The following is a 12734-nucleotide window of genomic DNA, read 5'->3' as shown; positions in this document are numbered from 1 at the left end:
CATCGTCCGGGTGTCGAATACCGATGTGTATGAAAACCTGGAAGGCGTGCTCGAAATGATTTTGGGAACACTTCGGCCCGATTGAAGGCCCCTCACCCGCCCGGCTTCGCTGCGCTTCGCCGGTCGACCTCTCCCCAACGGGGAGAGGTGAAGAAGGAGCGCCGTCGCACCTCTCCCCGCTGGGGAGAGGTCGCCATTCGCGAAGCGAAGGGCGGGTGAGGGGGCGGAGCTCGCTCTCACTTTTGTGCCTTCAAGATATCCGCGACCTGCGGGATGTCCTTGTCGCCGCGGCCCGACAGATTCACCACCATCAGGTGATCCTTCGGCAACGTCGGCGCCAGCTCCATCACCTTGGCGATGGCATGCGCCGGCTCCAGCGCGGGAATGATGCCTTCAAGCCGCGACAGCAGCTGGAACGCCGCCAGCGCCTCATCATCGGTGGCCGACAGATAGGTGACGCGGCCGGTCTCGTGCAGCCAGGAATGCTCGGGGCCGATGCCGGGATAGTCCAGCCCCGCCGAGATCGAATGACCCTCCTGGATCTGGCCGTCTTCATCCATCAGCAGATAGGTGCGGTTGCCGTGCAGCACACCGGGACGGCCGCCGGCGATCGAGGCCGCGTGCAGCATGGTCAGGCCGTGGCCCGCCGCCTCGACGCCAAAAATCTTCACGCTGGGATCATCCAGGAACGGATGAAACAGCCCCATCGCATTCGAGCCGCCGCCGATGCAGGCGATCAGCGAATCCGGCAGCCGGCCTTCGGCCTCCTGCATCTGCGCCTTGGTCTCGGTGCCGATCACCGACTGGAAATCCCGCACCATCATCGGATAGGGATGCGGCCCGGCCACCGTGCCGATGCAATAGAACGTGTCGCTGACATTGGTGACCCAGTCGCGCAGCGCCTCGTTCATGGCGTCCTTCAGCGTCCGCGCGCCGGCCTGCACCGGCACCACCCGGGCGCCGAGCATCTGCATCCGGATCACATTGGGCTGCTGCCGCTCGACGTCGACCGCGCCCATGAACACGATGCATTCCAGGCCAAACCGCGCGCACAGGGTCGCGGTGGCGACGCCGTGCTGACCAGCGCCGGTCTCGGCGATGATGCGCTTCTTGCCCATCCGCCGCGCCACCAGGATCTGACCGAGTACATTATTGACCTTGTGCGAGCCGGTGTGGTTGAGCTCCTCGCGCTTGAAGTAGATTTTGGCGCCGCCGAGGTGATCGGTCAGTCGTTCGGCGAAGTACAGCGGCGACGGCCGGCCGACATAGTCCTTCAGGTAACCGTCCATCTCGCGCTGGAACGCCGGATCGGCCTTGGCCGCGGCATAGGCCTTTTCCAGATCGAGGATCAGCGGCATCAGGGTCTCGGCGACGAAGCGTCCGCCGAAGATGCCGAAATGCCCGCGCTCGTCGGGGCCGGAGCGAAACGAGTTTGGCAGTTGCGAATTCATCAGATCATCAACTCTTGCGAGGCGCGCGCGGCGCGAATGAAGGCGCGGATCAGCTCGGGATCCTTGACGCCGGGGGCGGTTTCCACGCCGGAGGAAATATCGACGCCGCCGGCGCCGGTGATCCGCACCGCCTCGGCGACATTGTCGGCGGTAAGCCCGCCCGACACCATCAACGGCCGCGCCAGATCGAGACCCTGCAACAGCCGCCAGTCGAACGCCGCGCCGAGCCCGCCGGGACGGGTCGCGCCCTTCGGCGGCCGCGCGTCGAACAGGATGCGGTCGGCGACCGCCGCATAATCGGAGAGCGGCGCGAGATCGGCGGCGACAGCGACCCCCAGCGCCTTCATCACCGGCACGCCGAAGCGGCGGCGGATCGCGGCGACCCGCGCCGGCGATTCCCGGCCGTGCAATTGCAGAATGTCCGGCCGCAGCGCCGCGATCACGGCTTCGAGCAGCGCGTCATCGGCATCGACGGTGAGCGCCACCTTGGCGGCGCGATCGCCGGTGGCGTCACCGAGTTCGCGCGCGCGGTCGAGGCCGACATGCCGCGGCGAGGCCGGAAAAAACACCAAGCCCACCATGTCGGCGCCGGCCGTCAGCGCCGCGTCGAGCGTGGCGCGGGTCGACAGGCCGCAAATTTTGACGACAAGGGGCATGGTCTCGCAGCACGGGTTGGCCGAAAAGCAACGGGCTCGTTCCGGCGAGCGGGTGTTACAACGTCGCGCTCTGCTTGTCTCGCGCACTATTGGCGGAACCGAGCTGAAGCAGCCGCGGCGCCCGCGGGGTGTCCGCCGCGGCCGGAGTGACGACGCTGGCGCGCAGCTCGGTGAGCTGGGCCCGCGCCTCGATCGCCTCGGCCTGGTGCCGGCGCGCCGCCTTGCGCCAGCGCCGCTGCCGCAGCCAGGTCACCGTGCTGCCGGCGATCACGCCGAGGATTGCCACGCCGATCAAGAGAACGAACAACGGCAGCGTCACCGCGAGTTCGGGGTCATTGCCGGCGAACGGATCCAGCGACACCGTGATCAGATGGCGATTGGCAATCGCAAATACGAAGATGATCAATCCGAGCGGAATTAGAACCAAGGCCGTCAGGAATTTCTGCATGGTCTCTCTCGCCTTGTCGGCCGCCGATCCAAGCTACGCGCCGGTGTCGGGCGCTCCGCTGTCACGGTTCAACCGTTCACGCATTTCCTTGCCGGTCTTGAAGAACGGTACGCTTTTCTGGTCCACCGGCACGTGGGCGCCGGTGCGCGGATTGCGCCCCGCGCGCGCCGGGCGATGCTTGACCGAGAACGCGCCGAAGCCGCGCAGCTCGACCCGGTCGCCGCGCGCCAAGGCCGCCACGATCTCATCGAGAATGGCGTTGACGATATTCTCGACGTCCCGCTGGTAGAGGTGCGGGTTATGCTCGGCGATACGCTGAACGAGTTCGGATTTGATCATCGAGACTGGGGCCCGTGGGTGCGGATCGCCATTTCTGTGAAAATGCCTTGGACTGTCAAGACGCTAAATGAAATCGAAGGGCGCGGAAATCACCAGGTCGCCGCCGAAAACGGCACCGCGGCACCCCTCGCACGCCCCGAGCGCAGCCGGACATCAGTGCCCGCGGCTCAATTCGAGGCCGCCGGTTGCCACAGCGCCAGCATGCCATCCAACCCGAGTTGCTCGACCGACTGCACCACGCCGGCGCGCTCGATCTGCCGCGCCACCGCGTTGAGGCCGAGCGCGTCGAGGGTGAGCGCCGCCGCGGCACGCAGGAACGTCAGGTCGCCGAACCGCGGCTCCAGCTTGTAGTCGCGGACCGGCAGGTCGGCCTTGACCTTCTTTTCCGCGACCAGCCAGGCGACCGCGGTCTTCTCGTCGCCGAGCTGATCGATCAGCTTCAGATCGACCGCCTGCCGGCCGGTGAACACCCGGCCGTCAGCGACCTTGTCCAGCAGCTGATCGTCCATGCCGCGGCGATCCTTCACCAGCCCGCGGAACCAGGCGTAGGAATCCTTCACCAGCGATTCCAGCGCGGCGCGGGCTTCCGGACTGGTCGGCTCGAAGCCGTTCGGGGCAGCTTTCAGCGGCGACGACTTCACTTCCTCGACCTTGACGCCGACGGTCTTCATCAGTTCGGTGAAGTTGGGAAACTGAAACAGCACACCGATCGAGCCGACCAGCGAGCTCTGCTGCGCCACGATATGATCGGAGGCGATCGCCGCGATGTAGCCGCCGGAGGCGGCGAGGCCCTCGACCACCACCACCAGCGGTTTCTTGGCCTTGAGCCGCACCAGCGCATCATAGAGCTGCTCGGAGCCGGCGGTGGTGCCGCCCGGCGAGTTGATATGCACGACCACCGCGGCGGCCGCGGATTTCTCCAGCCGCTCCAGCGCCTCGACGCGATCGGCGTCGCTGCGGATCAGGCCGTCGATCTTGACGCGGGCGATCGATCCCGAGGTTCCCGCCAATCGGCTGGACGGCACCGCAGCGGCGCCGACCGCGATCACCGCGGCGATCGCGACCAGCGCCGCGGCGACGCGCCAGAACGTCAGCTTGCGGCGCATCCTGCGGCGATCGACGATCACATCGGAATCAAACGACATCGGAATTCTCCAGCGTAACGATCGCCACAGGTCTCTCTCGGGAGCATTGATCAATCGTGTCCCGATTACATCAATTGCAACCCAATATGAAGAAAACAAGGTGCGGCAACGCACCCGAACGCAGACGTGCGCCGGCGCATCCAAGTGTGGCCACGAAAAAGGGCCCCGGTGTCCCGGGGCCCTCGTTTCAACTCCGACGCTGTCGAAGCTTATTTATCGCGCTGCTTCAGCGCAGTGCCGAGAATGTCGCCCAGCGTCGCTCCTGAATCCGAAGACCCGTATTGCGCGATGGCTTCCTTCTCTTCGGCGACTTCGAGCGCCTTGATCGACACCTGGACCTTGCGGGCCTTCTTGTCGAACTGGATCACCCGCGCATCGACCTTCTCGCCGACGGCGAAGCGTTCGGCGCGCTGATCGGAACGCTCACGCGCCAGCTCCGAGCGCTTGATGAAGGTGTTGAAGTCGGTGCCGACGATCTGCACGTCGATGCCCGATTCCTTCACGTCCAGCACTTCGCAGGTCACGATCGCGCCCTTCTTGACGTCGCCCGGCTCGGCGAAGGGGTCGCCTTCGAGCTGCTTGACGCCGAGCGAGATGCGCTCCTTCTCGACATCGACGTCGAGGACGATGGCCTTGACCATGTCGCCCTTCTTGAAGTTGTCGATCACCTGCTCGCCCGGAAGCTTCCAGTCGAGGTCGGACAGATGCACCATGCCGTCGACTTCGCCGTCGAGGCCCAGGAACAGACCGAACTCGGTCTTGTTCTTGACTTCGCCTTCCACGGTGGCGCCGACCGGATACTTCTCGACGAACACTTCCCACGGATTGCGCATGGTCTGCTTGAGACCGAGCGAGATCCGGCGCTTGACGCTGTCGACTTCGAGCACCTGCACTTCGACTTCCTGCGAGGTGGAGACGATCTTGCCGGGGTGCATGTTCTTCTTGGTCCACGACATTTCCGAGACGTGGATCAGGCCTTCGATGCCCGGCTCCAATTCGACGAACGCGCCGTAGTCGGTGATGTTGGTGACGCGGCCGGTGAAGCGCGCGTTCAGCGGGTACTTCGCCTCGATGCCCTGCCACGGATCGTCCAGCAGCTGCTTCATGCCGAGCGAAATGCGGTGGGTCTCGTGGTTGATCTTGATGATCTTGACCTTGACGGTCTGGCCGATGGTCAAGACCTCGGTCGGGTGATTGACCCGGCGCCAGGCGATATCGGTGACGTGCAACAGGCCGTCGATGCCGCCGAGGTCGACGAACGCACCGTAATCGGTGATGTTCTTGACCACGCCGTCGATCACCTGACCCTCTTCGAGGTTCTGCACCAGCTCCTGGCGCTGCTCGGCGCGGGTCTCTTCGAGAACGGTGCGGCGCGACACCACGATGTTGCCGCGGCGGCGATCCATCTTGAGGATCTGGAACGGCTGCGAGTTGTTCATCAGCGGAGCAACGTCGCGGATCGGCCGGATGTCGACCTGCGAGCGGGGCAGGAACGCCACCGCGCCGTCGAGATCGACGGTGAAGCCGCCCTTGACTTGGTTGAAGATGACGCCGTGGACCTTCTCGTTATTGTTGAAGGCCTTCTCGAGCTTGCCCCAGCTTTCCTCGCGGCGCGCCTTGTCGCGCGACAGCACGGCTTCGCCGAGCGCATTCTCGATGCGGTCGAGGAACACCTCGACGGTGTCGCCGACCTTCAATTCGCTATCGCGGCCGGGGCCGGCGAATTCGCGCAGCGCCACGCGGCCTTCGGTCTTCAGGCCGACGTCGATGACGGCCATGTCCTTTTCGATCGCGACAACAATGCCCTTGATGACGGAGCTTTCCTGCAGATTGCCGCCGGCGAAGGACTCGTCGAGCATTGCGGCAAAATCGTCGCGGGAAGGATTATAGGAAGCAGTCGAAGCCATTTGTTCTCCAGATGCGGGTGTCGCCGGCTTATCGGTTGAGGGCGTATCGAGCGTGAAGTGCCAAAGGTCCGCGCCCTTTGGCGACCGCTTGCCGAATGGGCAAAGCGGGCCGGCAGCATGCCTGCACGATCGATACGGTGGTTTTAAGCTATTCCAAAGACGATCCGGGGCCTGAACACGGCAGACCGACCTCAAAAATCTAAGGTCGGGATCCTATCAGTTCAACACCACACACGCGACCTGGAGCGGGCTTTCCTCCAATGACGGCAGCGGTTTCGTCTGAGATCCCTCAAACCCGCTGCCGGCCCGCTCGAACGGCCTCGACAATGTCGATGGCGGCCCGGACGCCGCTTTCTATATCCAAATGCGAGTTATCGAGCAAGTGCGCATCGGCGGCGGCCTTCAGCGGCGCCGCGGCGCGGCTCTTGTCGCGGGCGTCGCGCGCCAGAATATCCGCCAGCACCTTGGCCTCGTCGGCGGGCTCGCCGCGGGCCAACGCTTCCAGCGTGCGACGGTGCGCGCGCACACTGGGGTCGGCGATGACGAAGATCTTCACATCGGCATCCGGGCAGATCACGGTTCCGATGTCGCGGCCGTCCAGCACCGCGCCGGGCGGGAGGGCTGCGAACTGGCGCTGGAAGCTGACAAGCGCGGCGCGCAGCCGCGGCAGCGCCGACACCACCGAGGCCGCCTCGCCGACGGCCTGCGATTTCAGCGCGGGATCGCTGAAGCTCGCCGGATCGAGCGCTTCGGCCGCGGCCACCGCACGGGCCTCGTCGGTCAGTGCGACGCCGTGGTCGAGCAACGCCTTGGCGACCGCGCGGTAGATCACGCCGGTATCTAAATGACGGTAGCCGTAATGCGCCGCGAGCCGTTTGCCGAGCGTGCCCTTGCCGGAGGCGGCCGGTCCGTCGATGGCGATAATCATGCTGATCCTGCTTTTCCGCGGCGGTCGGCGCCCCAAGCGGGGCGCCGACGACCGAACCGGCCACCTTCAACACCGCCCTCGGCCAAGTTTCAAGCCGGCGGGACGACGCGACGTCGTTTGCAAGCGGCCGGCCGGCACGTATAAGCCGGCCTCCCAAGACCCGCAGGGCGACGCCGCCGCGCCGCCCCGTGCCGCAATCTTCCTGGTGACGTTCTCCGATGGCCACGCCTGCATTCATCAAACGCATCCTGCGCTCGGATGCGTTCCAGACCACCATCAGTTTCCCGCTGGCGGCGTATTTCCAGATCGTGACCTGGACCGCGACCTTCGACCGGCCGCGGCCGCCGGTGGCGGGCCCCTACATCATGGCGATGTGGCACGGCCGGCTGATCATGCTGCCGATGCTGTGCATGGAAGACAAGGCGCTGATCGCGCTGATCAGCGGCCACCGCGACGGCCGCATCATCAGCAAGGTCGGCGCGATTTTCGGCATCCAGACCGTCACCGGGTCGAGCTCCAAGGGCGGCATGCGTGCGGTGCGCGAATTGATGCGGTTCGGCCGCGACGGCCATTGCCTGTTCGTTACCCCGGATGGGCCGCGCGGGCCGCGGATGCACGTCAATGACGGGATTCTCGATCTGGCCCGGCTGACCGGGCTGCCGATCCTGCCGGTGTCGATCAGTTCGCAGCGCGCGGTGGTGTTCAGGAGCTGGGACCGGCTGTTCCTGCCGAAGCCGTTTTCCAAAATCGTGGTGCGCTGGGGCGAGCCGATCATCGTCGATCCGGAGCTGGATCGCGCCGCGATCAGCGAGCAGCTCGGCGCGGCGCTGACTGCGGTGCAGCGCAGTGCCGACACACTGGCCGGGCGGCTGCCGATCGAGGCGGCGTGATCGACCTGCGGATGAGCGCCCCTGGTTTGCAGGTCATTCCGGGGCGCGAGCCCTCTTGGGCGAGCGAACCCGGAATCTCGCAGCAAGGCGAGGCGAACGCTGCACGTATTGCAAGATTCCGGGTTCGCTCGAGCTTCGCTCTCGCGCCCGGAATGACGACCGGAAGTCGATCAGCGAAACTCCAAAGCCTCTAGCCGAACTCCGCGCCGAGCCGGCGCATCATCGGGATGAAATCCGGGAACGAGGTGGCGATGAACGCGGTGTCGTCGATTGTCACCGGCTGGTCGGCGGCCAGCCCCATCACCAGCGCCGACATCGCGATGCGGTGATCCATGTGGGTGGCGACCAGGCCACCGCCCGGCACGTGACCGCGGCCCTCGACGATCAGGTCGTCGCCCTCGATTTCGACCGAAACGCCATTGACCCGCAGCATCGCCGCGGTGGCCTCCAGCCGGTCGCTCTCCTTGACCCGCAACTCCTTCAAGCCGCGCATCCGGGTGGTGCCTTCGGCGAAGGCTGCCGCCACCGCCAGCACCAGATATTCGTCGATCATCGACGGCGCGCGCTGCGGCGGCACCTCGACGCCCTTGAGCCGCGAGGCGCGCACCCGGAACTGGGCCATCGGCTCGCCGCCGTCGCCGCGGACGTCGCTCTGTTCGATCGAGCCGCCCATCTCGCGCAAGGTCTGAAACAGCCCGGTGCGCAACGGATTGGTCATCACCTCGGTCAGCACCAGGTCGGAGCCCGGCACGATCAAGGCCGCGACGATCGGGAACGCCGCCGAGGACGGATCGGCCGGCACCACAACCGGGGCGCCGGTGAGCTCGGGCTGGCCGGTCAGCGCGATCTTGCGGCCGTGCGCGCCATCGGGCTCGCTGACGATCTCGGCGCCGAAATGGCGCAGCATCAATTCGGTGTGGTCGCGGCTCGCCTCCTGCTCGATCACCGTGGTGATGCCGGGCGCCGAAAGCCCCGCCAATAGCACCGCCGACTTGATCTGCGCCGAGGCTACCGGGGTGCGGTAGAGGATCGGCAAGGGATCGCGGGCGCCGGCCAGGGTCAGCGGCAACCGGCCACCGTCGCGGCTCTGCGTGACCTTGGCGCCCATCAATTCCAGTGGATCGACGATCCGCCGCATCGGCCGCGACCGCAGCGAGGCGTCGCCATCGAAGGTGGCGGTGATCGGACAGCCCGCAACCGCACCCATCACCAGCCGACAGCCGGTGCCGGAATTGCCGAAATCGAGCGCCGCAGCCGGCTGCGCGAAGCCGGCGACGCCAACGCCCTGCACCCGCCAGGCGAAATCGCCGGTGCGCTCGACCGTGGCGCCGAGCGCCCGCATCGCCTTGGCGGTGTTGAGCACGTCCTCGCCCTCGAGCAGCCCGGAGATCCTTGTTTCGCCGACCGAAAGCGCGCCCAGAATCAGCGCGCGGTGCGAGATCGATTTGTCGCCGGGCACCCGCACCCGCCCGGTCAGGGACGCGGACTTGCGGGCTTGCAGCGGGCTCGACTGGCTGGCGGGGGGGGCTGAATGGGTCAAGATTGTGTTCCTCTGCGCCGGCGCGGCCGGATGCGAACGGCTGGCGCGCATCACGTTGCCGTCGCACCCGTGCAGAGCGCTATTGACAGCAGCGTGGCAACTAGCCAAGTGAAGCACCGTTTTTCAAGAATTCCCAGGATTGCACAAGTGGCCAAATCCGACCTCGGCACCAAGCGCATTTGCCCGACGACAGGCAAAAAGTTCTACGACCTCAATAAGAACCCGGTGATTTCGCCGTACACCGGAGAGGTCGTTCCGATTGCGCCGATTCCGCCGCCGCGGACCCGCGCGGACGCCGCCTCGCGCGCCGCCGCGGCCTCCGCCGCTGCTGCCGCCGAAGCGCCGGAAGCCGCCGAAGCCGAGGAATTGGTGCCGCTGGAAGAAGCCGATGCCGAAGAGAACACCGGCAAGGTCAAGGCGGTGGTGCCGGAATCCGAAGACGATATCGAGATCGACGACACCATCGAAGACGACGACGATGACGATTCCACCTTCATCGCCGACGAGGAAGAAGGCGACGAGGACGTCACCGATATCATTGGTGACGTTTCTGGTGACGAGGAGACTTGAGATCGTCGCCGATCTGTGATCAACGAATGCCGTGCGCGGACGAATCCCACCGCCGCGCACACGGTTAAGGGGCCATAGCTCAGCTGGGAGAGCGCTTGCATGGCATGCAAGAGGTCGGCGGTTCGATCCCGCCTGGCTCCACCACGCTTCGCCTTCGGCTACGCGTGGCGCAGCCACGCTAGCCGAAGGCGAAGCGTGCCCGGCATAGCCCGGAGGGCGGCGACGGGCTGCCGCAGAACTCCGACACCCCACCGCAGCCAAACCAGATCATCTTTGGACGTTGCGTTCCTGATACGGGGCACCTGGCCGGCTACGCGTGGCGCAGCCACGCTTGCCGAAGGCGAAGCGTGCCCAGCATAGCCCGAAGGGCGACGACGGGCTGCCGCAGAACTCCGACACCCCACCGCAGCCAAATCAGATCATCTTTGGACGCTGCGTTCCTGATACGGGCACCTGGCCGGCACCGCGGGGCGCAGCCATGCCAGCCGAGACAGGGTTTGCGCGGCGGGCGACGACAGCCGTGGACGTGTCGTCTTTCCTTGATAGATTTCCGCCGTGCATTGCGGTGACCGTATCGCCGCAGAGATCGGTGGGCGGATGTGGTACGTCTATATCATTCCCAGCGTCAGCTTTCCGGAGCAGGTCTATACCGGCGCGACGGCCGACCTGAAGCAACGGATAGCCGATCATAACGCTGGCAAATCACCGCACACTTCCAAGTTTACGCCGTGGGAATTGTGCTGGTACTGTGCCTTTCCAGACAAGTTCAGAGCTTTGGAATTCGAAAAGTACCTGAAGTCTCATTCCGGTAGAGCATTCGCCAACAAACGGCTCTGCTGTCCTTCGTCCTGATCGACGCAAGCTTCGCAAGAAAGCGCATATGCCCCCTGACATTGCTCCCGGTGCGATGACTGGCCTACGGGTGATCGATCTGTCGCGCGTGCTCGGCGGCCCGTACTGCACGCAGATTCTCGCCGACCACGGCGCCGACGTGATCAAGGTCGAGCCGCCGGCCGGCGACGAGACCCGCGACTGGGGTCCCCCGTTCCACGACGAGGACGCGGCGTATTTCATCGGCGTCAACCGCAACAAGCGCGCCATCGGGCTCGACCTCGCCTCGCCCGACGGCCGCGCGGTGCTGTTGACGATGCTGGCGCAGGCCGACGTGGTGATCGAGAATTTCAAGCCCGGCACGCTGGAGAAATGGGGCCTCGGCAACGACGTGCTGAGCGCGCAGTTTCCCCGCTTGGTGCATTGCCGGATTTCCGGCTTCGGCAGCGACGGCCCGCGCGGCGGCAATCCCGGCTATGACGCCATCGTGCAGTCGATGGCCGGCATGATCGCCGCCACCGGCTCCAGGCAAAGCGGCCCGACCCGGATCGGCGTGCCGCTGGTCGACATCACCACCGGCCTCTATGCCGCGATCGCCATCCTGATGGCTTTGGCCGAGCGGCAGACCTCCGGCCGCGGCCAGTTCGTCGAGACCACGCTGTTCGAAACCGGCCTTGCCATCATGCATCCGCACGCCGCGAATTACTTTCTGCACGGCAAGCCGCCGGCGCTGACCGGCAACGAGCACCCCAATCTGGTGCCCTACGCGATCTTCCCGACCCGCACCGACGACATCTTCATCGGCGTCGGCAACGACGCCACCTTCCGCAAGCTGTGCAAAGAAATCGGCAAGCCGGAACTCGGAACCGATCCGCGCTTTGCGCGCAACAAGGACCGCATCGCCAACCGCGACGCGCTGACCGCCGAACTCGCCGCGGTGTTCAGCGCGGCGGATGCCGAGCCGTTGTGCGACCGGCTGCTGGCGGCGGGGCTGCCGGCAGGCCCGGTGCAGACCATCGACAAGGCGCTGACCAGCGCCCACGCTGCGCACCGCGGCGACGTGATCGAAAAGGATTGGTACAAGGGCGTCGCCTCGCCGATCCGCTTTGCGCGCAGCAAGGCCGCGCTGCGCCGCGTGCCGCCGCGATTCGCCCAGGACACCGACGAGGTGCTCGGCGAGTTCGGCTTCTCTGCGGACGAGATCGCAGCGCTGGTGGCCAGCGGCGCGGTGTGCCAGCGCAAGCGCTGAGCGGCGTCGCACAGCAACCGCAGATCGCACGCGCGCATCGCGTCCCCGTAGCGGTTGTTCCGCCTTTTTATCGCTTTCTCGGCTGCGGCTTCCCTCCTAGGCTGCGCGCGCCTATACGGTCATGTGCATGTCATTGCGCGCTGTTACCGCGCGACAAGATGATGGCCAATCGGGAGGAATTTGATGGCACTTCGACATGTCGGCCTGGCGGCGCTTGCGATCGCGCTGGGACTCGCCGCGCCGGCGCGCGCTGCGACCGAGATCCAGTGGTGGCACGCCATGACCGGCGCCAACAACGATGTGATCGTCAAGCTCGCCGACGAATTCAACGCCGCGCAATCCGACTACAAGGTGGTGCCGTCGTATAAGGGCAGCTATCCCGACACCATGAACGCCGGCATCGCCGCGTTCCGCGCCGGCAACGCGCCGCATATCATCCAGGTGTTCGAGGTCGGCACCGCGACGATGATGGCGGCGACCGGCGCGGTGAAGCCGGTTTACCAGCTGATGAAGGAAAGCGGCGAACCATTCGATCCGCAGGCCTATCTGCCGGCGATCACCGGCTACTACTCGACCGCGAAGGGCGACATGCTGTCGTTCCCGTTCAATTCGTCGTCGATGGTGATGTGGATCAACAAGGACGAGCTGAAGAAGGCCGGCGTCGCCGAGATCCCGAAGACCTGGCCCGAGGTGTTCGATGCCGCCAAGAAGTTGAAGACGGCCGGCCATGCCACCTGCGGTTTTTCCAATGCCTGGGCGACCTGGGCCAACATCGAGCAG

The 12734-nt window shown here is 65.8% G+C and carries 13 protein-coding genes and 1 tRNA gene; 6 read left to right on the top strand and 8 right to left on the bottom strand.

The genetic code is table 11. The annotated features are described in order from the left end of the window. Positions 1-236: 236 nt before the first annotated feature. The 7 genes from trpB to cmk form a co-directional block, all read right to left on the bottom strand. On the bottom strand, positions 237-1451 hold the full coding sequence (trpB, locus tag VGC77_RS08250) for a tryptophan synthase subunit beta (protein ID WP_331171086.1): 1215 nt from the start codon (positions 1449-1451) through the stop codon (positions 237-239). Continuing rightward, a complete protein-coding gene (locus VGC77_RS08245) occupies positions 1451-2107 on the bottom strand; it encodes a phosphoribosylanthranilate isomerase (RefSeq protein ID WP_331171085.1) in 657 nt (218 codons plus the stop codon). Before VGC77_RS08245 ends, trpB begins: the two co-directional genes overlap by 1 nt. Before the next feature lie 55 nt (positions 2108-2162). Then, entirely contained in the window at positions 2163-2555 is a 393-nt protein-coding gene (locus VGC77_RS08240) for a LapA family protein (protein WP_331171084.1), read from the bottom strand. A gap of 33 nt (positions 2556-2588) precedes the next feature. Beyond that, a complete protein-coding gene (locus VGC77_RS08235; RefSeq protein WP_184261461.1) occupies positions 2589-2894 on the bottom strand; it encodes an integration host factor subunit beta in 306 nt (101 codons plus the stop codon). A gap of 167 nt (positions 2895-3061) precedes the next feature. Then, positions 3062-4039, bottom strand: coding sequence for a signal peptide peptidase SppA (gene sppA, locus VGC77_RS08230; RefSeq protein ID WP_331171083.1), 978 nt, complete (start codon positions 4037-4039; stop codon positions 3062-3064). Positions 4040-4248: 209 nt separating this feature from the next. Next, positions 4249-5946, bottom strand: a complete 1698-nt coding sequence (gene rpsA, locus VGC77_RS08225) for a 30S ribosomal protein S1 (RefSeq protein WP_331171082.1) — start codon at positions 5944-5946, stop codon at positions 4249-4251. A gap of 289 nt (positions 5947-6235) precedes the next feature. Further along, on the bottom strand, positions 6236-6874 hold the full coding sequence (gene cmk, locus VGC77_RS08220) for a (d)CMP kinase (protein ID WP_331171081.1): 639 nt from the start codon (positions 6872-6874) through the stop codon (positions 6236-6238). 218 nt (positions 6875-7092) lie between these two features. Between cmk and VGC77_RS08215 the strand changes: the two genes are divergently transcribed. Continuing rightward, positions 7093-7764, top strand: coding sequence for a lysophospholipid acyltransferase family protein (locus VGC77_RS08215; protein WP_331171080.1), 672 nt, complete (start codon positions 7093-7095; stop codon positions 7762-7764). Positions 7765-7954: 190 nt separating this feature from the next. On the opposite strand, the gene aroA is transcribed toward VGC77_RS08215, so the two are convergent. Continuing rightward, positions 7955-9304 carry a 3-phosphoshikimate 1-carboxyvinyltransferase gene (aroA, locus tag VGC77_RS08210; protein ID WP_414709625.1) on the bottom strand — a complete coding sequence of 450 codons (1350 nt, stop codon included), beginning with the start codon at positions 9302-9304 and terminating at the stop codon, positions 7955-7957. Between the two features lie 147 nt (positions 9305-9451). Between aroA and VGC77_RS08205 the strand changes: the two genes are divergently transcribed. The 5 genes from VGC77_RS08205 to VGC77_RS08185 all read left to right on the top strand — a co-directional run. Further along, entirely contained in the window at positions 9452-9874 is a 423-nt protein-coding gene (locus tag VGC77_RS08205) for a TIGR02300 family protein (protein WP_331171088.1), read from the top strand. 68 nt (positions 9875-9942) lie between these two features. After that, positions 9943-10018 (top strand) — tRNA-Ala (locus VGC77_RS08200). 453 nt (positions 10019-10471) lie between these two features. Continuing rightward, positions 10472-10726: a GIY-YIG nuclease family protein gene (locus VGC77_RS08195; protein WP_331171087.1), complete on the top strand. Its 255-nt coding sequence runs from the start codon at positions 10472-10474 to the stop codon at positions 10724-10726. A 28-nt stretch (positions 10727-10754) separates the two neighbouring features. Further along, positions 10755-11954: a CaiB/BaiF CoA-transferase family protein gene (locus VGC77_RS08190; protein ID WP_331171078.1), complete on the top strand. Its 1200-nt coding sequence runs from the start codon at positions 10755-10757 to the stop codon at positions 11952-11954. A gap of 183 nt (positions 11955-12137) precedes the next feature. Then, positions 12138-12734 (top strand): extracellular solute-binding protein (locus VGC77_RS08185; protein ID WP_331171077.1); only part of this gene is annotated, 597 nt, incomplete at its 3' end.

The organism is Rhodopseudomonas sp. (assembly GCF_036404135.1).
Taxonomy (GTDB): Bacteria; Pseudomonadota; Alphaproteobacteria; order Rhizobiales; family Xanthobacteraceae; genus Rhodopseudomonas_A.
Note: the sequence above shows the minus strand (reverse complement) of the source record. Positions and strands in the feature narration are given on the sequence as shown.

Excerpts from the sequence above, each read along its gene's own strand:
- trpB (WP_331171086.1), bottom strand. The coding sequence starts at position 1,451 with ATGAATTCGCAACTGCCAAACTCGTTTCGCTCCGGCCCCGACGAGCGC.
- VGC77_RS08245 (WP_331171085.1), bottom strand. The coding sequence starts at position 2,107 with ATGCCCCTTGTCGTCAAAATTTGCGGCCTGTCGACCCGCGCCACGCTC.
- VGC77_RS08240 (WP_331171084.1), bottom strand. The coding sequence starts at position 2,555 with ATGCAGAAATTCCTGACGGCCTTGGTTCTAATTCCGCTCGGATTGATC.
- VGC77_RS08235 (WP_184261461.1), bottom strand. The coding sequence starts at position 2,894 with ATGATCAAATCCGAACTCGTTCAGCGTATCGCCGAGCATAACCCGCAC.
- sppA (WP_331171083.1), bottom strand. The coding sequence starts at position 4,039 with ATGTCGTTTGATTCCGATGTGATCGTCGATCGCCGCAGGATGCGCCGC.
- rpsA (WP_331171082.1), bottom strand. The coding sequence starts at position 5,946 with ATGGCTTCGACTGCTTCCTATAATCCTTCCCGCGACGATTTTGCCGCA.
- cmk (WP_331171081.1), bottom strand. The coding sequence starts at position 6,874 with ATGATTATCGCCATCGACGGACCGGCCGCCTCCGGCAAGGGCACGCTC.
- VGC77_RS08215 (WP_331171080.1), top strand. The coding sequence starts at position 7,093 with ATGGCCACGCCTGCATTCATCAAACGCATCCTGCGCTCGGATGCGTTC.
- VGC77_RS08195 (WP_331171087.1), top strand. The coding sequence starts at position 10,472 with ATGTGGTACGTCTATATCATTCCCAGCGTCAGCTTTCCGGAGCAGGTC.
- VGC77_RS08190 (WP_331171078.1), top strand. The coding sequence starts at position 10,755 with ATGCCCCCTGACATTGCTCCCGGTGCGATGACTGGCCTACGGGTGATC.